General features: G+C 39.1%; 14 protein-coding genes. 8 read left to right on the top strand and 6 right to left on the bottom strand.

Annotation, left to right across the window (positions count from 1 at the left end):
• Positions 1 to 40: 40 nt before the first annotated feature.
• Positions 41 to 442: a fasciclin domain-containing protein gene (locus tag IQ264_RS11965; RefSeq protein ID WP_193981009.1), complete on the bottom strand. Its 402-nt coding sequence runs from the start codon at positions 440 to 442 to the stop codon at positions 41 to 43.
• 215 nt (positions 443 to 657) lie between these two features.
• Between IQ264_RS11965 and IQ264_RS11970 the strand changes: the two genes are divergently transcribed.
• On the top strand, positions 658 to 1065 hold the full coding sequence (locus tag IQ264_RS11970) for a hypothetical protein (protein WP_193981010.1): 408 nt from the start codon (positions 658 to 660) through the stop codon (positions 1063 to 1065).
• Positions 1066 to 1368: 303 nt separating this feature from the next.
• Here the strand turns inward: IQ264_RS11970 and IQ264_RS11975 are convergent, their stop codons facing one another.
• A complete protein-coding gene (locus IQ264_RS11975; RefSeq protein WP_193981011.1) occupies positions 1369 to 6879 on the bottom strand; it encodes a trifunctional serine/threonine-protein kinase/ATP-binding protein/sensor histidine kinase in 5511 nt (1836 codons plus the stop codon).
• Between the two features lie 348 nt (positions 6880 to 7227).
• A complete protein-coding gene (locus IQ264_RS11980) occupies positions 7228 to 8196 on the bottom strand; it encodes an ABC transporter permease (protein WP_193981012.1) in 969 nt (322 codons plus the stop codon).
• A gap of 233 nt (positions 8197 to 8429) precedes the next feature.
• Here IQ264_RS11980 and IQ264_RS11985 point away from each other — a divergent pair, with 233 nt between their 5' ends.
• A complete protein-coding gene (locus tag IQ264_RS11985; RefSeq protein WP_193981013.1) occupies positions 8430 to 10103 on the top strand; it encodes a hypothetical protein in 1674 nt (557 codons plus the stop codon).
• A gap of 128 nt (positions 10104 to 10231) precedes the next feature.
• Entirely contained in the window at positions 10232 to 11515 is a 1284-nt protein-coding gene (locus tag IQ264_RS11990) for a tetratricopeptide repeat protein (protein WP_193981014.1), read from the top strand.
• Positions 11516 to 11688: 173 nt separating this feature from the next.
• Here IQ264_RS11990 and IQ264_RS11995 read toward each other — a convergent pair whose 3' ends face one another.
• The 3 genes from IQ264_RS11995 to IQ264_RS12005 all read right to left on the bottom strand — a co-directional run bounded on the left by IQ264_RS11995 (position 11689) and on the right by IQ264_RS12005 (position 15625).
• Positions 11689 to 12714, bottom strand: coding sequence for an ABC transporter permease (locus IQ264_RS11995; RefSeq protein ID WP_193981015.1), 1026 nt, complete (start codon positions 12712 to 12714; stop codon positions 11689 to 11691).
• A 43-nt stretch (positions 12715 to 12757) separates the two neighbouring features.
• Positions 12758 to 14266 carry an ABC transporter ATP-binding protein gene (locus IQ264_RS12000; protein ID WP_193981016.1) on the bottom strand — a complete coding sequence of 503 codons (1509 nt, stop codon included), beginning with the start codon at positions 14264 to 14266 and terminating at the stop codon, positions 12758 to 12760.
• 105 nt (positions 14267 to 14371) lie between these two features.
• Positions 14372 to 15625, bottom strand: a complete 1254-nt coding sequence (locus tag IQ264_RS12005; RefSeq protein WP_193981017.1) for a BMP family lipoprotein — start codon at positions 15623 to 15625, stop codon at positions 14372 to 14374.
• Between the two features lie 148 nt (positions 15626 to 15773).
• Between IQ264_RS12005 and IQ264_RS12010 the strand changes: the two genes are divergently transcribed.
• The 5 genes from IQ264_RS12010 to hemB all read left to right on the top strand — a co-directional run bounded on the left by IQ264_RS12010 (position 15774) and on the right by hemB (position 20892).
• Entirely contained in the window at positions 15774 to 16793 is a 1020-nt protein-coding gene (locus IQ264_RS12010; RefSeq protein ID WP_193981018.1) for an aldo/keto reductase, read from the top strand.
• A gap of 81 nt (positions 16794 to 16874) precedes the next feature.
• Positions 16875 to 17075 (top strand): hypothetical protein, encoded by a 201-nt coding sequence (locus tag IQ264_RS12015; RefSeq protein WP_193981019.1) that lies wholly within the window; start codon positions 16875 to 16877, stop codon positions 17073 to 17075.
• Between the two features lie 54 nt (positions 17076 to 17129).
• Complete coding sequence (locus tag IQ264_RS12020) at positions 17130 to 18305, top strand: AI-2E family transporter (RefSeq protein ID WP_193981020.1); 1176 nt, start codon at positions 17130 to 17132, stop codon at positions 18303 to 18305.
• A 45-nt stretch (positions 18306 to 18350) separates the two neighbouring features.
• Complete coding sequence (locus IQ264_RS12025; protein ID WP_193981021.1) at positions 18351 to 19736, top strand: hypothetical protein; 1386 nt, start codon at positions 18351 to 18353, stop codon at positions 19734 to 19736.
• A gap of 151 nt (positions 19737 to 19887) precedes the next feature.
• Positions 19888 to 20892, top strand: a complete 1005-nt coding sequence (hemB, locus tag IQ264_RS12030; protein ID WP_193981022.1) for a porphobilinogen synthase — start codon at positions 19888 to 19890, stop codon at positions 20890 to 20892.
• Positions 20893 to 20897: the final 5 nt, after the last annotated feature.

Here is a 20897-nt window from a genome sequence, read left to right on the forward strand (position 1 = left end):
CTTTGTAGAGACGTTGCATACAACGTCTCTATTCAGCAAATTAACCCATCAATATTACGCGATCGATTACGTGAATTACACCGTTATCCGCCTCAATATCTGCGGCAATAACAGTGGAATTTTTCACTTCCAAAGCCTCAGAAAAATCAATAGGAATAGGGGAACCTTCCAAAGAAGTGACAGAATTAAGTTTAGCTAGGTCTTCTTTCATTAATCTTCCTGCCACTACATGATATTTGAGAATCCTGCCTAACTGAGGAGGACTTTTCACCAAAGACTCGACTGTTCCTGGTGGTAGTTTGGCAAAAGCTTCATCATTGGGTGCAAAAACTGTAAAAGGGCCAGGACTTTTCAGCGCATCCACTAAACCAGCAACTTGAACAGCTGTTACTAAAGTCTGGAATGAACCTGCGCTAACTGCAATATCAACTATGTCAGCCATGAGTTTCAATTGATCTACTATAAAGATGCCTTATTGAGCTTATTAATATTCCTACGGGCAGAAGCGCGTTGGATTCTTGGCTCAATTTGTCACCTTAGCATGAAGCGAGTCTTCTTGCTCAACAATTCAAAATGTTTTGCTTCTGGGAACAGAAACGCTCACTAAAGAGTCAATTTATCATAGTATTGTAAGATTTTGTCAAAGCGAGATCAAAAATGAATTTTACTAAATTTATGCTGCCTTTAGCGATCGCAGGCAGTTTAATTTCTCAAACAGCTTTAGCCGAAGGAACTCTGGGTTTGGATGACATTATGCCGCTAGTTCAGCAATCCAGCAAACTCAACACTGAAGTAAATACTGCTTTGCGTCAAGCTGGTAAAAAACCTTCAGATATTACTTGTGTCGGAGTGAGATTGGGAAGTCAGTTTGGCCCCCTGAGTGCTTCCAGAGTTGCACCTTTTGAATGTAATTTTGGTAATAACAAAACTTTGAAAATTGAGGCAGATAATCTGGTGACTTTAAGAAACGGACACTCAATATTTTTAACTCAATTTTCCGAGTTACAATCAAAACCTGAGCAAGCAAATTTGGCCTTTCGGTTAAAATCTTGGAATTGGGAATAATGGGGATTGGTGATTGGGGACTAGGGACTGGGGAGTTTTTAATTTTAGGATTGAATCTAGTAAGCAAAAATTTCTCAGTCCTTAATTTCTTATAGTTTAAATCTTAGAAGATTGGCTGAATAATCAGCTAGTTAGGCTTGTAATCTAAAGTTCTTGTTTTTAGCACACTAATATCATGTCCGGTTGATTACCCATACTGTAGAGACGTTGCAGGCAACGTCTCTACAGGGTTTGCGATCGCAAATACTATGGTTGATTGGTCGGACATGATATAAGTACGGAAAACCCAATTACATACCTGGGCTAAGTGGGCATAGAAATCAAAAACTCCGAGCCACACCCAATACAGGAATTAACCTCCAACGTGCCGCCATGTTTTTCTACCACGATTTGGCGGGCGATCGACAATCCTAATCCAGTTCCTTGACCTGCCAGCTTGGTGGTAAACAATTGGTCAAAGAGTTTGTGCTTGATTTCCTCAGACATCCCCACTCCATTATCTTTAATCCGAATCAAGACGCAATCGCCTTTTTCATTCGCCGCAGTTTGGATGGTAATTTGGTTGGGATGAGCTTGAATTTCGCTAAAACTACGTTCTTTATTGGACTCTTCCAACGCATCAATGGCATTTGCCAAGATATTCATAAAGACTTGATTGAGTTGTCCTGGGAAGCATTTTACCAGGGGTAAAGTGCCGAACTCTTTGATGACCTGAATGGCAGGACGATTTTCATTGGCTTTCAGACGATGCTTTAGAATCAAGATTGTGCTGTCGAGTCCATCGTGAATATTGAACGGAACTGGGCGATCGCTATCTGCTCTGGAAAACGTTCTCAAACTTGTACTAATGTTACGAATGCGGTCAATTCCCTCGTTCATCGAGCCAATCAATTTAGGTAAATCTTCGCGCAAATATTCCAAGTCGATGGCATCAATTTCTTCTTCAATTTCTGCTCCTGGATCGGGAAATTTTTCTTGATAGATGTCGATTAAATTGAACAAATCTCGCACGTATTCTTGAGCAGGTTGGATATTGCCTGCCAGGAAGCCAACGGGATTATTAATTTCGTGAGCTACCCCAGCAACTAAATTACCCAAAGCAGACATTTTTTCACTCTGCACCAATTGCAATTGCATCTTTTTGAGGTCGTGGAGATATTGCTCTAATTTTTGAGCATACTCCTGGGATTGCTGGTAAAGTCGCTGAGATTGCTGGTATAAACGAGCGTTATCCAAAGAGATGGCAGCTTGAGAGCAGAGGATGTTGAGGATGGCAACGCGATCGCGTGTAAATGCTCCCGTTACCAGATTATTCTCTAGATACAAAATCCCCATCACTTTACCTTGATGGAGAATCGGAGTGCATAATACGCTCTTAGGTTGCCGCTGAATAATGTAAGGGTCGGAAGCAAAGGCGGTTTGAGTGCTGAGGTTATCAAATACCAAGATTTCTTTGGTACGTTTAACGTAATTAATTAAGCTCCCAGGAATTGCTTGACTCTCTTCAACGAGCAGCGATTCGAGATGGCAATCTTGACGATTTATACAGTGGACAACAACTCTCCAATTTCCCTCTTCATTTAAAATTAAGGTTCCTGTTTCAGCGCCAGCATTCTTAACAACTACTTGCATCAAAGTAGTCAGCAATTGCTCTAGCTCGATTTCGCTAGAGAGAGTTTGAGAAGCTTCAATCACGGTTGGCAAATCTACAAACTCCGAACTGCTAGTGCTGCCAATAATAGTCTTACTCGTGCTAGAGATAGATGATGCTCCATTGGTGGAGATGTGAATGGTTTCGTTTGGATGCTGGTGAGCTTGATTCGGTTGCAAAATAGTCGCAAGGAATTGGGGATAACGCTGTTCTAGGTGGTCAATTTTCGCTTTTGCTCCCCAACGAGTGTAAGCATAGTAGGCATCAATTAGATAGGGTTTTGCAAGTTTTTCTTTACCCCATTCTAGGTAAAATTTGGCGGCAAGTTCGTTAGCAAGTGCTTCTTCGTTGACATACTCGTTTTCTTTAGCAAGAGCAATGGCTTTATCGTAGAGTTCTATTGCCTCTAATTTCTCATCTAAAACCCGGTGCAGTTCTGCCTCTACTAAATAGAATTTGTGCAGATGATTCATTGGGGCATGATGCGCCCACTTTTGCATTTTTTCTTGATTAGCTTGTACTCTGTAGAGAAGTTTCTGTTGTTCTGACTCTGGAGTGTCAGAATACACTGCCAACCGCACTAAAGAATCGTAGAAATGGAAGACAGGAACAAGTGGCATTCCTACTACTGCATCTAAATACTTCTCTGCAATAGCGATATTCTCGATCGCTTCTGAATAATTTTCAAACCAATAACAAAGTAAAAGTTTGTTTAAATATATGTATGCAACTCCCGCTTTATCGTTCGCTTGCTGGTAAAGTGGCAACTTCATCTGCTCATCGCAAGCTTCACCCTTTAGAAGGCATAAATTCTCACTTTTTCCTAGCAAATTTAAGATAGCCTGCCTATAGATTTCTATATAATTAAGCGCTGTTTCTTGCTTAATTTTATGACTAGCTTCTCTGTTTCTTGCGATCTCTGTTTCAAGGACAGTCAATTCTTTACCGCTAAAGTAAGCAAAACAGGAGTACTGTTGTAGACAATAGCCTGCATATTCTAAATCTCCTGTCTCCATTCCGCTAGAGTAACTTGATAGGAAAGGCTCTAAGGTTTCTTTTAGATGCTCTTTCCAAGGTCGGATAAATAGATTTACGATGAAAACTGTCTTAGTTTTGATTTCTTGAGCATTTAACTTTGACATTAGATTTAAAGCTAATTGACCAAATTTATAACCTGAATCAATATCTCCCACAATGGCACAAAGAAGAAAACCATAATTGGCATAAGCAAAAGGAGAAACGGTAGCATTACCATATTCGATGGATAATTGTACTTGTTTGCACACCGTCAAGGGCAACAGTGTAGGAGCAGCAATGTATGCAGGAGCAAAGATACTTGATAAAAGTTTCATAGCTGCTAGTTTATAGCGATCGCTCATTTGAGGCAGCTCAATTAAGTCCTCAATTCGCGTTCCGCTCAAAATTGACGCGGTTTCTCCTAATGCCTGCCCAATATCAGACGGATTTGGCTCGGAGGGAAACTCTACCCCCAACTGTTTTAAAACTTGTAGTCCCGTATTCAGCGCTTCCTGTAACTTATTTTGCGCCATATAAGCTTGCACCTGTACTTCATATACCTTCACTTTGTCCAGTAGCATTTTGGCGCAGCTTTCCACAACTGATGCCAATTTTTCCATCCTGTCAAAATCACCGCTTAGATATGCCGCCTCTGCTGCTTCGGTATGCAGCGCTAATGTTAGTTCGTATTGATTCTGCCAACTATTTACTGCCAGTAATTCTCTACCAATATTGAAATATTCAACCGCAGCAGAATAGGCAGTAGCAGCTTTGGCTTTCTTTCCGGCAATCAAATTTAACTGTATCAATTGCTCCCGTTCTGCTTCATGGGTAATTAGCTCAACTCCCACATTTAAGTGGTTGACAATATCAAAGATTCTTTCTTCTCGATCGGCTTCTGGCGTATTTTTTAATAACAGTTGACCGATTTGTAAGTGAGTCGATCGCTTTTGCTCTTCTGGAATGAGAGAATAGGCAGCTTGTTGAATGCGATCGTGTAAGAATCTGTATTGAGGTAATTGGTCATGGGTAATTGGTAATCGGTTAGATTCTTCCCTATTACCGTTTTCTTCTTTTTCATTTACTTCTGCCTGATAAAACTTATAAACCTCGCTAATGGGTAATATTAAACCTTCTTGGAGAGCTTTCCACAGTTTAAGGGCGGTTTCTTCGGGTGATTTTTCATCAACAATCGCCAGCGTTGCTAAGTCAAATTGATTGCCGATACAGGCTGCTAATCTCAAAACTTCTTGAGTTTCGATAGGCAACTTTCGTAACTGAATTGCTACGAATTCCACTACATCATCTGTCAGCGCTAATGTTCTTACTTTTGCAATATCGCACTGCCAGTGACGGAGATCAAAATTAAACGAAATTAATCCATCTTCTTGCAAAGATTTGAGAAATTGAGTGCCGAAAAATGGATTACCTTTAGTTTTCTGATAAACCAGTTCGGTTAAAGGTTGTGCTAGCACTTTTGAACAACCAAGAGTATCAGCGATTAAAGCATTTACATCCGACTTCTGGAGCGGTGATAAAGTAATGGTATTCACCGTTGCTGCGGCTGTTTGGATGTCCGCCAATGTCAGCATTAACGGGTGGGCTGGAAACACTTCGTTATCCCGATATGCTCCAATTAAGAAAAGATAGCGGCTTCCTACGTTGCTCATTAAAAGTTGAATTAACTTTAACGAAGCTGAGTCTGCCCATTGCAAATCATCCAAGAAAATAACGAGGGGATGTTCCTTGGTGGTAAAAACTTGAATAAATTTTTCAAATAACAGATTGAAGCGATTTTGAGCAGCACTGCCGGAGAGTTCTGGTACGGCGGGTTGTTCTCCAATCAAAAATTTTAATTCGGGGACGATTTCTACAATTGCTCCTGCATTTTCGCCTAAAGCGGCTAAGATTTCTGACTTCCACTGCTCAATTTTTACATCGGGTTCTGATAGCAACTGTCCGATTAAATCTCGAAAAGCTTGGACAAAAGCTGAGAAGGGAAGGTTGCGTTGAAATTGGTCAAATTTGCCTTTAATAAAGTAGCCGCGTTGCCGCACGATCGGTTTGTGGACTTCGTTGACGACGGCGGTTTTTCCAATACCGGAGAAACCTGCGACTAGCATCATTTCTGTGTTGCCTGCACTAACGCGATTCTCCTTCAAAGACGCTACGCGATCGAATGCTTCTAGCAGGGTTTGGACTTCGGCTTCTCTGCCGTACAATTTTTCTGGGATGAAGAAGCGATCGCACAAATCTCGCTGTCCTAATTTAAAGGTTGCAATCTCTCCCGTCTCTCTCCACTGTTGCCAACAAGTTTCTAAGTCGTACTTGAGTCCGGTGGCACTCTGATAACGGTCTTCTGCATTCTTCGCCATCAGTTTACCAACTATTTCAGACAGTATCAGAGGAACTGCTGAGTTGAGTTCATGTATGGGAGTGGGTTGTTTTGCCAGGTGACAATGTACCAACTCCATCGGATCGTTAGTTTGGAATGGTAATTGTCCAGTCAGCAGTTCGTAGAATGTGATTCCCAAAGAATAGAAGTCGGTGCGATAGTCAATGCCTCGATTCATCCGTCCAGTTTGTTCGGGAGAAATGTAGGGTAGCGTTCCTTCTAAAACGTTGGGATTTTGGATTTCTTGGGTTTCGCGTGGCAGCAGAGAAGCAATGCTGAAGTCAATGATTTTAACTTCTTTGCTGATAGGATTAATGAGTATATTGGCGGGTTTGAGGTCTTTGTGGATGACGCGATCGCGGTAAAGTCTGTCTAACGTATCGGCAATCTGAATCGAAATGGGAAAAAATTCAGCGATCGGTAAACTAACATTCTCTGATTTGGTTTTACTCTCTGCCAAAGAAGCAACGTAGCGACAGAGAGAAATTCCATCAAAATCCTCCAAAATTAGAGCATAACGATTTTGATAGGTTTCCAGACTGTATGGCTTGATAATACCAGGGATATCCAGGCTTTTGGCAATTATATATTGGTTGCGAAAATGAAGCAATTCGCTGAAGCGGGGGAATTCATTCTGTAACAATTTAATGACAACAGGTTGCCGATCGGATTCTCGGACACCTTGATAAACTAAAGTTCGAGTTCCTGCATAGATTTGCTGACGAATGCTGTAGCCCAAAAGGTTAATCATTTTTTTCCCTTCAACACGAATTCCAACGCTTTGATTGTTTTTCAAAGCTCTTGAATTAGGATTCCCGATCCATATTGTAGGGCTATGTATTCATTGCATTTCTTAATATTTTGATGCGCGATATCTCTTCCGTTTGCTTCGGAATTATATCATGTATGGGCGAAGTATTCTGGCAATAATTTTTTGGTTTTGAACTAAAAATTTATTGCCAGAATGCTGATGCCTCCGGCACGCATTCGCCTTCGCCCTTATCCAATCAAGATTTAAATAATTCCAATGCAATCGGAAACGATATGAGGTAGTCAACGGCAGCTTCTATTTCCATCTCGTCTATTATTCCAGCTACTATTAATCTTGTTCAAATGTTTTGCCCAAAGCTGCCGGGGGAGTAATCCGAATTGTTTGGTTAATCCAACGGCGAATTGTTGGGGGTAATGGTAATTTGTTATTTACTAAAAAATCGCTAGAAGTGATTACCAAAACCATAATCATTAAAGCAAAAGGTGCGACGGTAAAAACTTGTGTGGGTACAGTAGGAATGGTGCTTTGGGCAACACTGGCTAAAGATTGTAAAATGCCAAATAAATAAACTCCAAAAGCAACTTTTAAGGGATGCCAACCGCCAAAAATTACGATCGCTAGGGCAATCCAACCATAACCAGCTGTGTGGCGATAGCTCCAACCTGCTTTAAAATCTAAGGAAAAAGCGGCTCCGGCAATTCCCATTAATGCACCACCTAAAATTGTGTAAAAGTAGCGCCATAAAATGACGTTTGTGCCTCTAGCAAAGGCGGCTAATGGTTGGTTTCCTACGGCTCTTAATGTTAGTCCGGGTTTGGTATGGTAAAAATAAAACCAAGTTAAAATAATTAGTAAGTAACTGATATAAACTAACAAATCACTTTGAAAAAGTAGCTTTCCTAAAATTGGAATGTCTTGGAATATAGGAATTTTAAAACTAGCTACTGTTGGCCCTGGTACTCTCACGATTGGGTTGCCTAAAAATGATGATAAATCTGTGCAAAGTAGGGCGAGGACAAAGCCGATCGCTACTTGTGATTGTTTCAGGGTAATTGCACCAAAGGCGATAATTAAAGCAATGATTGCGCCAATTATTGCTGCACCTAAAAAGCCTAATAATAAGTTATCGGTGAATTTGGCGATCGCAAATCCCGTCATTGCACCCATCATTATTGTGCCTTCGGCAGAAAGGTTAATTACTCCTGCTTGTTCGGAAATTGTTTCGCCAATGCAAGCAAAAATTAAGGGTGTGGAAGTGGCGATCGCTGTAGCTAAAATGGTTAGTATTTCGTTCATTATCCCTGTTGACAATTAATTACTATCGTCAGTGATTTGTGATTTTATTAACTATTTGTTGATGTCCAAAAGTATTTTTACCTCGTCTTGCCGATCGACGCGCCAACATTAGGCTACTAACTATAAGTTCAGACTAATTCAATCTATAAAATATATCTAATATTGACTCAACAAATTATATGATATATTTTGCCTAACAAACAGAAGAAATTTACAATTTTTAGGTCTACTCAATGAAAGCTAGCAACGAAAACAACGGTCTGAGGGTTGCAGAGAAGATTTCAGTTGGTGCTAGTGTGGCTGGAACGCTGGCGGCAGTTTGGTCACAACAGATGATTGTAGCGGCGGCTCCTCTGACTTTGGCTCTGTCGCTGAATTTGATCAATAGAGGGAAATTTCAGCAAAAGTTAGAAGATGATATTACGGCGATCGTTTCGGAAATGGACAATCGTATCCAACAGGTAGATAAAGAAGTTGCTGGAGAAATGCGATCGCTACAAGCTTCAGTTCAAGATTTATCACTTTCAAGCAAAAATGTAGATCCTCAACCTATTAAAGCAGAAATTTCTGACCTGCAAAAACAATTTGTTAGTCTGGAAGAAGCATTGAGTAACGTTACTTCCACAATCACTAAAGAAAAGCCAGCGATTCCACCAAATCTGGCGACATTTGACCCAACTTATCTTGAACAACAAATTTATGATTTGAAAGCAGCAATTGTAGAATTAGAAGGCATTATTCACCAAAATGAAGAAAAGGATAAAATTGCCAAATTACAAGCAGATATTGCTAAATTAAGTGCTGATTTTCAAGAGCGAACAGAGTTACATGAAATAACAGAATTAAGAAAAAGTACTGCTTTGATTCAACAAAGAATAGCTGAACTACCGACAACAACAGCTAGTGTTGATACCAGTTACTTAGATCAAGAAATTAATCAGCTAAAACAAAACTTAGCGCAGTTAAATTCTGAGTTTAAGGAACGGGAGTTACAACAAGTTTCTGAGTTAAGGCAAATTACAGATACAGTACAAGAAAGACTAGCTACATTAACTTCTACCACAAGTTTTGATGCAAGTAACTTAGAACGAGATATCAAACAATTAAAAGATTATTTTGCTGCGTTGTCTGTTGAAGTTAGGGAACGTTCTGAGTCACAACAAATCGCAGAAATAAGACAAATTGTAGAGACGTTGCAACAAAAATTAGCAGCTCAAACAACGGAATTGGAAACAGGAAAACCTGAATTTAATTCTAGTTATTTAGAGCAAGAAAATCAGCAACTAAAGTTAGAGATTGCATCTCTCAAACAACAGCTAACTACTTCCAATGAACAAGTAGCAATGATTCCTCAATTGTTAGAAAATTTTGCTCAAATGCAACAACAATTGCAGGAATTACAGCAAAAAACTGAGAAACTAACCCCGAAAATTCCTCAGTTTCCGCCAAGTAAAGCACCCAAACCTGTGCAAAAAAAAAATGACAGCTTCGCCATTTCCAGATTCACGGACTTTGCAACTTATTATAACAGTGGAAAATTGAGTTTAGAGTCAATTTTACGGATAGCTGAGGAAAATGGGATTGGTGAAGAGTTTCAATCAATACTAAAAATCGCCAGTCAGCACCAATTGACTTTTGCTTCTTGGCCTACTAATTTAATGATTAGTCCCCCTAAAAATCGAATGCTATCTGCTACCAGTAATTGTTCAAAATGCTTGTTTATAGTTTCAGCAAAGCCGTCTGATGAGGGAAAATTGAAAGTGTGGTTATCGCCAAATGCGATCGCGAAATTTTACCCAACAAACAAGCATAATCTCTCTTTAATTTTTGGTGAAGAGGGCTGGCGAGAAATGGGTAAAGCTGAGGTGGAAAACTTTGTTGCTACTTTGAATCAGTTGCTTGGCTGATCGATTCAGATAAAAGTAAAAGATATTTGCAATCCAAATCCTGCTGCTAGTAAGTATAGGCTTGCGGCGCAGGATTTTTGCTATGAGCTAAATTAATAAATAAGAGTTGGGTAAATGGATTTTGTCAGATGGATCAAGAACAAGAGTTTTACAATCGGGGATTAGAAAAGGCGCAGGCGGGAGATTTTGCAGGCGCAGTGCGAGAATTCGATCGCGCTTTGCGAATCAATCCCCAATTAGTTGAGGCATATTATAAACGGGGAAGGTGTCGCTTTGAGTTAGGCGATCGCACAGGCGCAATTGCTGACTACAACCAAGCTTTGCAATTACAACCGGAAAGAACGGAAATTTATTTAAGTCGCGGATTGACTAAATTAGCATTAAAAGACAATGCTGGGGCGCTTGCTGATGCGGAACAAAGTTTGAAATTAAACAACAATTTAGCTGCTGCTTATAGTTTACAAGGAACAGCTTACCGTCGTTTGGGGAATTTGGCAGAAGCGATCGCCAGTTTTAAGCAAGCTGCTAACATTTATTTGGCAGAAAAAGACAAGCAAAATTGCCAACGTTGCATTGATAGTATTACAGAAATTCAAGCAGAACAAAATCGCGATCGAACAGCATTAGTTACCCATACGGGTTTTTATTATCAGGTTTTACAAAAAGTGCAACGAGGCAACTTAAGAGAAGCTTGGGAAGATTTAAACTGGCTAATTCAAACCGATCCTAATGACGCTCAAGCATATTCTTATCGAGGAATGGTGTTAAGTAAACTCGGTTATTATCAACAAGCAATTAATGATTTAAATCAAGCATTACAACTCAACTCTCAAAATTTAAAAGCTTATTGTTATCGGGCAATTGTACGCATAGAAATGGGTGATTATGGCGGCGCTATTAATGATTGCGATCGAGCATTACAGATCGATCCTAATTACATTGATGCTTATATTTATCGCGGTAATGCTCATCATAAATCTGCTAATCATCGGTTAGCAATTGAAGATTATTCTCGCGCGATTCAAGAAAAATCAGACGATCCGCAAGCTTATTATCAAAGGGCATCTGTGCGTTTAGATTTTGAGGATTTACCAGGGGCAATTGATGATTATCAACAAGCTGCGAATATTTACTTTAATCGCGGAGATTGGCAACAATACAGAAAGGCATTAGATCAAATTAAAAAAGTACAATCTCGTCCCCAACGTTCCCAAAGAAAAAATTCCTCTGATTTCTTTTCTCAAACCAAATCTACATCTTTAACAGAATTACAAAATCAACTAATTAGAATGGTTGGTGGATATCGAGATATTGCGGAACGTTTGGTGGATATTGCGCGTTATAAATATCCCGGAATGCCGGAAGAATGGTATTGGGAAAAGGCAATGCGAGATTTGGAACGCGATCGCTAATCAAGGCAGAAGGGAAGAAAGGCAGAAGGCAGAAGGCAGAAGGCAGAAGGTAAAAATTCTCCTTGTCCCCTTGTCCCCCTTGATACTAGCGAAGCGGCGCGTATAGCCTATCGGCATGGCTTCGCTAAAGCGCGGGGATTTAGGGGGATCTTTGAGTTGTGGTATTCTTTTTTCTATTTGATATTATTAAATGCCCTTGCCAGTAGAACAAATAATACCAAACTTCCTTGAATAACTCCGGCTAAAGATGACTCTAACTGTAAGGATAAAGGTAATTGTAAGCTACCCACATTTAAGGCACTGAAAAAGAAAGCTACTGGCAAAATCCATAAAATCCCATTTCCTACTAACATTCCGATTAGTAAAGCCAAAAAACCAAGGTTACTTGAAATATTAGGAATTAAGCGATGAAATACTGCCAAAACTTGTAACGATCCAGCTATTCCACCTAAAGCACCGCAAATAGCAAAAGCACCTAAAATTCGGCTATAAGCGGGAATTCCTAATACATAAGATGCGCGTAAATTTTGCCCGACAGCACGCAATTGTAAACCAAAATAAGTACCGCGAATAACGATCGCTGTCACCACTAATCCTAAGACTGCTAAAATTAATGCGATCGGACTAGCTTCAGTGTTTCCAATTGTCGGCAACCAAACAGTTTCTTTAAACTGTTCTGTGCCACTCATTGAAGCTACACCAGGACGTTTCCAAGGGCCAAAAACTAAGTACAATGTTAATCCTTGGGCAACAAAGTTTAAGCCTAATCCGGCAAAAATTTCATTTACTTTACCATAAACATTTAATACCCCAGCAAATAGCCCCCATAAAGCACCACCAGCTATGCCAAAAATAATTCCTAAAAGTATTGCTAAATAGCTGGGAATTATATCTTGAAATATGCGTAATGCGAAGGTAGTCGCGATCGCACCCATGATAATTTGCCCTTCAATTCCCAAGTTATAAAGCCCTGCCATAAAGGTAAAAACTAAGCCACAAGCACACAATAATAATGGTGCTAAAGTTGATAGTACACGGGCAAATTGATCGGCGCTAGAAATTCCTTGCCAGAGAGCAACAAATACCTCTTTTGGTGATGCACCAGCAAGGAAAATAATTAGGGTAATGAATAGGAAAGTAAGAATTAATGTCCCAAAACGTAAGGAATAATCTTTGATTTTCAGTTGGTTATTTTCCATATATTTTTTACCACAGATATCCACAGATAAAATTTATTTTTCCCTAGTCCCCAGTCCCCAATCCCCCATCTTCAAACTTTCCACCAATCATTTGACCAAGTTTATTTACTGTTAATTCTTTAGTATCAATTGGTGCAGAAACATTACCACCACTGAAGACTAAAATGCGATCGCTATACTGCACTATCTCATCTAAATCTGAAGAAGTAAATAAAATCGTTGTCCCAGTTTGACAGCGGGCAATTAACTGTTGCCAAACCCAAATTGCTGATTCAATATCTAAACCTCTTGTCGGATGTTCCATTAACAATAAATTTAAAGGTATGGGTAACAAAGCTAATTGGGTGCGTTGTTGATTTCCTCCTGATAATCTCTCAACTTTACTATCAGCTTTTCCGCGAATATTGAACAAACTAATTTTGTCTTTAGTTACGGTTAAAGTCTCTTTCCAATTCACAAAACTGCGTCTTCCTATTGACTGACGCAAAGCGACATGATCTTGAATAGTTAACCCATTTACTAAACCTTCTTTTAATCTGTCTGCGGGTAAGAAACCTACTCCAGCTTTCAGGTAATTTTGATATGTTTGATTGGTCATATCTTGACCATTAATAATCAGATTTCCTGATGTTGCTGGCAACAAACCTGCACACATTAACAGTAACAATCTTTGTCCGCTACCTTCTAATCCGGCTAATCCAATTACTTCGCCAGATTGTATAGTTAATTTTTCAATTTCTATAGTTAATCGATCGGTTTTTAGTATAATATTATGCAACTGTAAAGCCACTTCCGCAGTAGCAGTTTTGGGCTTATTAGGACTTGCTAATTCTCTGCCAAACATCATTTCAACTAAGCGATTTTCTGGACAAGGAATTTCCGCTTCACCAACGACTTTCCCTTGGCGCATTACGGTAACGCGATCGCACAACACCGCCACATCTTCCAACTTGTGAGAAACAAAAATTAGCGATTTACCTGAATCCGCTAATTTTCGCATTGCGGCAAACAAAGCATCTTTTTGCGAAGCAGAAATTCCCGTAGTTGGTTCGTCAAAAATCAGTGTATTCACCCCTAAAGACAACAACCGCAAAATCTCTAATTGTTGCCTTTCTCCTACTGTTAAATTACCCAATATCTCGTTTACATCCAGGGAGAAATTGAAATCAGATGCTAAGTACTTCAACTCCTTTGTTGCTAGCTTTTTAGGCAGAACAATAGACGAAGTTTTATCCTTTCCACCTTCTCTGCCAATCATAAAATTATCTAAAACAGATAAGGTGGGAAAGTCAAGCGGATCTTGGTGTAACATTCCAATTCCGGCGCGAATTGCAGCAGCAGGAGTTTTAATTTCTCCAGGTTTTTCGTCGAGTATAATTGTACCGCGATCGCGCCCAATAAAACCACTGATAATTTTCACTAAAGTACTTTTTCCGGCACCATTTTCTCCTAAAATTCCATGAATTGTGCCAGCCTCTACAGTCACAGAAACATCATCATTTGCAAGTACATTACCAAAACGTTTTGTGATATTTCGCAGTTCTATTTTCATGGAGTAGGTAATAGATAGGGAATATTTTTAAACCGCAGAGGCACAGAGGACACAGAGAAGAAAAAGAGAGAGTTTGTTTGTGATGATTCACTCAGTTATATTTGATTATTTACTCTTACCCTCAATTCCTTGAATTAACTGCGGCATATACCAAATTTGTTGTGGTGTAGCCTTTTCTCCAGCTTTCAAAAAGTCAGTACCATCTTGAAATTTTAGTAGCCCTTGGTAAAGATTAATGCTACCATCTCCTAAACTTTTAATAAATTGTTCCAAAGTTTTTTTGTTTTCCTCAGTCAAGGCTTTACCAAACACAAAACCTACAGCCGAAGTATCAGGGTTATTAATATTACTCCAATCAGGTTTTCCCAAAATAAATTCTGGTTTTATTTGACCTGATTCGGCTTTTCTAATTGTATCTAAATATAATGGCCCCCAGTTGTATATTGGTACACCTAAACAAATATCTGGTGCCAAATCGCAACCTGTTTTTAAAGTGTAATGCAAGAACTTCACTTGTTTCCCAGCCTCGGCTGCTTTTTTTCCTTGAACTGCGGCTTCTGGTGTATCAATTCCTGTCATTACTACATCGTAACCACTGTTATAAAAGTCATCAGCGACTTTAGTAGGATCTAAAGTAACGCCTGGAATATTAAACCAAAAACCGATCCATGTGACTTTAAAATTTAAGTCTTTGATGTCTTTTTTTCGATAGTTTTCCCAACAGTATTTTGACCCCAAATAAGCAGCAGAAACTAAGCGGCGAGTTTCATCATTAATTAATGGCGCTAAAAAGCCAATTTTGCCTGTTTGCGTACTCAAAGCAGCCGCACAACCTGTAATCATTCTGCCGTATTCCATTTGCGGCATAATATTTACTAAATTCTGCTGATTTTTAAAGTTTTTCCCCTCTTTCCAAGAGTAATCACCAGTAGCATGAATTACTGGAATATTAGGATGTTTTTTCGCTGTTTCAAAAGCATCATCTTTTAAGTCATCTGAGTTGAAAATAACTAACTTTGCTCCCTTGGCAATTAAGTCATCAGCTACTTGTGAACCTTTCACATTAGGTCGATCGCTCGGATTAACTTTATCTACATATTCTAATGCTACATTCGGCTGCTTTTTGATGACATACTGCATCGCTTCATAATGTGCTTGACTCCAACCAGCATCATTTTTTGGCCCGACTAAAACTAACCCAACTGTAAACTTATCTGTCGGTTGAGAACTGGCTGGAGTTGCCGTTTGTGTATTTTGTGTACCACTTTGGGTGTTAGTGGGTGCAGGATTGTTGCAAGCAGTTAAAATTAATCCCAAAACTGCAACCCATCCGAAATATTTAAAATTATTTAATTTCATCTTTTTATTTATTATGTACAACTTAATATATTCTTGCTTAACTTTGATTGAAACAGTAATAATTTATACTCTTTTAATGGTTACTTATAATACAGAAAAAGTGTTAAAATCTATTGCGTCTGCTTTTAACCAAGGAATTGAGTAGTAGATGAATTTACCCGCATCAAGCCGACTACAATTTACGCCAGATTTAAATATTTGTCGCATCTTAAACGGAATGTGGCAAGTGTCGGGGGCACATGGAAGAATTAACCCAAAAGCTGCGATCGACACTATGTTTAAATACGTCGATGCAGGATTTACAACTTGGGACTTAGCCGACCATTATGGGCCAGCAGAAGATTTTATTGGCGAATTCCGTCGTCAGCTTGTTGCTAGTCGTGGAGAAGCCGCATTATCTAACATTCAAGCTTTCACTAAATGGGTACCAAGACCAGGAAAAATGACCCGAAAAATAGTGGAAGATAATATTAATATCTCTCGCCGCAGAATGGGAGTTGAATCTCTGGATTTAATGCAATTCCACTGGTGGGAATATCGCGATTCTAATTACTTGGATGCCTTAAAATACATGGCCCAATTGCAAGAAGAAGGAAAAATTAAGCATTTAGCTTTAACCAATTTTGACACAGAACATCTACAAATTATTTTAGATAATGACATCAAAATTGTTTCCAACCAAGTGCAATTTTCTTTAGTCGATCGCCGTCCCGAAGTCAAAATGATCCAATTGTGCGAACAACACAATGTTAAACTTTTTACTTACGGGACAGTTTGTGGGGGCTTTTTATCGGAAAAATACCTCGATCAATCAGAACCAAATCCGGCAACTTTAGAAACAGTTTCCTTGCGGAAATACAAAAATATGATTGACGCTTGGGGAGGTTGGAGTTTATTCCAAGAATTACTTAAAGTTTTGCAAAGAATTGCCAGCAAACACCAAGTTAGTATTCCTAATGTTGCGGTTCGTTATATACTTGATAAGCCAGCAGTTGCAGGTGTAATTGTCGGTGCAAGATTAGGAATTGCTGAACATATTGCGGATAACGCTAAAGTGTTCAACTTCAACTTGGATCGAGATGATATTGAACAAATCAATACTGTTACACAAAAAGCACAAGATTTGTTCCAATATATTGGTGATTGTGGTGACGAATATCGCCGATAGCAACTAATTCAAATTTACAAAAAATCGGGGAATTTTAGATAGTTAATTTAAAAGTTCCCCTTCATTTACGGAAATAAAAAAATGGAAAATAAAACTGAATTCCTTCTGAAAATATTCATTCTTTCCGCAGTTTTGTCAGCTATCACTAAATATGTTTGTCCCTATTTCAATGTTCCCGCAGAATCACAAATTGCCCTGATTGTTGTATTGTTGCCTACTGTAGTATTAGCGATCGCTCTTTGGTGGCGATATCAACAACAGCAAAATTCAGTTAATGAGTAAATTTATCATGTCAATTCAACCACGAAATAAGCGAATTATTAGGGAGTGAACACAGTGAAATTCGGTCAAATAATCGGTCTATTAGTTTTTATTATTTGTTTATATGTCCTTTGGGAAATTCGGCGAGTGCTGTTGCTGGTATTTGCAGCTATTGTATTCGCCACTTCCCTAAATCAATTAGTTCGCTGGTTCACCAAAAGATTAAAAGTCCCCAGATTTTGGTCAGTAATACTTTCCTTGGTTCTATTTTTTGCGGTTACTATTGGCTTTTTCTTTTTAATTGTACCGCCCTTTATCGCTCAATCTCAAGAACTTATTGTGCTGTTTCCGAAGGCGATCGACCTTTGGAATACTAGACTCAGACAACTGATTAATGACTTACCACCTTTGATAAATCAATTTATACCTCGACCTACTACTAATACACAAGTTTTCCGACCTAGCCAACAATTATTTCAACAATTACAACCTTTAGCACAGTCATTAGTTGGTAGTGCTGGTGTATTTGTTTCTAATACACTAGGGATTATTTTGAGCTTTTTATTGGTACTAGTTTTAACAATAATGATGTTAGCTCAACCCTTAGCTTATCGTAAAACATTTGTGCGGTTATTTCCCTCTTTTTATCGAAGACGAGTAGAAGAAATTTTAACCGAATGTGAAGTAGCATTAGGAAAATGGGTAATTGGTGCCATCATTAGTATGACTTTGGTTGCCTTATTAAGTTTTATTGGACTCTCAATTATTGGTGTTAGATTAGCCTTAGCACAAGGAGTTTTAGCAGGATTACTCAACTTTATTCCTAATATTGGCCCGACATTAAGTGTCGTATTACCAATGGGTGTTGCACTATTAGATAGCCCTTGGAAATCTCTTTTTGTGTTAATCCTTTACATATTTATTCAACAACTTGAAAGTAACTTCATTACTCCTTATATAATGGCGCAACAGGTAGCACTTTTACCTGCAATTACCTTAATGTCTCAAGTGGTTTTTGCTACGTTCTTTGGATTTTTGGGATTAGTTTTAGCCTTGCCAATCACGGTGGTAGGACAAGTTTGGATTAAGGAAGTCTTAATCAAAGATGTGCTGGATCAATGGGGTAAAAAGAAAGAAGACCGGACAATTGAAGTTGTAGTAATACCAAATGAGTCGCCAAAAGAAGAATTAGCAGCACAAAATACCGACCCTAAAGAAGACGATCAAAATATCACAGATCGGCAAACTTAAAAGATGTGGTAAAAAGGTGGTTGGTAATTATAAAAACTGGAAATCATGAAAAAGCCTTTATCTTTGCTATTACTACTTTTGTTATTTTACCCCCAGGTTGCCAAGGCACAAGAAAATCCCTTTATGCCTTCAGATCAATCTAGTCAAAACACTGATTTTTGGCAACCAGCACAGCAACTAGTACAGGAACAAATTTATTTAGTTTCTCAGTTAGAAAAGGCGATCGCAAGTGCCGATCCTAATTTTATCAGAGGAGTACGATCGCAACTTTTCTTGCACACCTCAGCAGTCGATCGCTTCTTGAGAAACTATTATGCTTACCCAGTTAATCTTTGCCGAATAGTTAGTTTAGGAAACTCAACTAACCTGCCACCATTTGTTAATTTAACATCCGAACAATTACAACTTTACTGTTACCTTTATAGTTCCACCTCCACATTAGAAACCCTCAAACCAACCATCGACGGAAGATTAGTTAGATTGGGTGATGTACAACCAATTTCTCCCCCAGCAATCTCACCTTTACCTTCTCCTGAACCGCCGTTAATTGGCAGAGAAGCAAAACAACCAATAGAGGGATATTTACCACCAGTTTTACCTGCGATCGCTATTTCCATCGAAGCAACCCAACCACTTTTAAACACCAGAAGATTACTATCCCAAGCAACCTTACTCTTTCCCCCTTCAACCAAATTTAATTTTCCCAATCAACTCACAGAAGATCCTTACAACATTTCCGAAGCAATTAATCAATTATACCATCCATTTCTTACCTTACCTAACACAGGAATTGCCCGGATTTTACCCGCTGAATTTTATCGTCAAGATGCTAAAGAATTACGGAGTAGATTATTAGCTAGCAGATTAGAACGTTTTCCTTATCCACCATTAGCAGAAAGCGGCGTATTTCTGCCCCGATTAGAAATTCAACTGGATAACGATCGATTTCAAATAGTCCAACGAGAATTAAATTATGGCTTTATGGAAGATTTAGGAGATGTAGCGATCGAAAATCTCGATCCTACTCTATTAAATGTTGCTGAACCTACGAGAGAATTTTTCCTCAAATATCAACCACCCGATAAATTAGAAGCATTGCAGATCGATCGCCGCTTATTCATCACCGGAAAAATCGAAGACTTATGTTGCATTAAACTTTTTGCCCAATCACCAGCAGTTTTAAACCACACCTATTTAGTGCGATCGGTCCAATTTCAACTACCAGAAGCAGTTTTAAACAATGAACGAATTCCCAAAGGACAACGCCGCAACCTGGAATTATTGTTAACAACACCCAGCAGCGATTTACTCATAGCATTTCGTCCAGTTTCTCTTAATTCTGATGGTAGTTATACAGTACTTTGGCGCATTATTAACCGCTTTCCCGATCCTCAAATTACCGACTTAGACAAGTATGTGATTCTAGAATAAATTTATTTTTTACCACAGATATCCACAGATAAATACAGATGTAGGCGTAACCTTCCCGTAGGACAGGCATCTTGCCTGTCATTCCCAGCTAACGTATGCTTTGGTACGATTAATTATATAATGAGAATCATTCTATAATTAATCTGCCGCCATGACCTCAAACCCTGATTCCTCCGTACCAAACATAACCCATCGCCCCCGTCGCTTGCGGCGTATCCCTGCCTTGCGACGCATGGTAAAAGAAACCAATCTCAGCGTCAACGACTTAATTTATCCCCTCTTTGTCATGGAAGGAGAGGGAAAAAAAGTAGAAATCACATCAATGCCGGGATGTTATCGTTACACCCCAGATTTACTATTAGAAGAAATCGCTGGAGTTGCCGAATTAGGAATTAACGCCATCGCCCTTTTTCCTGTAATTCCCGAAAGCAAAAAAGACGACACAGGCAGCGAAAGTTACAACCCCAAAGGATTAGTACAACAAACAGTTCAAGCAATTAAAAAAGCAGTACCACAAATTGTTGTAATTACTGATATTGCCCTCGATCCTTTCACCACACACGGGCATGATGGATTAATAGATGAAAACGGCACAATTCTCAACGATCCTACCGTCGAAGTGTTAGTAAAAATGGCACTTTCTCAAGCCGCATCTGGGGCAGATATGGTAGCACCTTCTGATATGATGGATGGCAGAATTGGCGCAATTCGCAAAGCTTTAGATGCCGAAGGATATATTAACGTTGGCATTCTCGCTTACTCCGCAAAATATGCCTCAGCTTATTATGGCCCCTTCCGCGATGCTTTAGATTCTGCACCCAAATTTGGCGACAAAAAAACCTATCAAATGGATGCAGGAAACGCCAGAGAAGCATTAAAAGAAACATTCTTAGATCTTGCCGAAGGTGCAGATATTGTCATGGTAAAACCTGCCTTAGCTTATCTGGATATTATTCACCAAATTCGCAGTGAAACAAATCTGCCAGTCGCCGCTTATAACGTTAGCGGTGAATATGCCATGATTAAAGCTGCCGCCCAGCAAGGTTGGATTGATGAAAAACAAGTAATGTTAGAAACTTTGTTGAGTATTAAACGTGCTGGCGCTGACTTAATTCTCACCTATTTTGCCAAGGAAGTAGCAATGATTTTAGGTTAGGAAAA

It is taken from the genome of [Phormidium] sp. LEGE 05292 (assembly GCF_015207735.1).
GTDB lineage: Bacteria > Cyanobacteriota > Cyanobacteriia > Cyanobacteriales > Aerosakkonemataceae > Floridanema.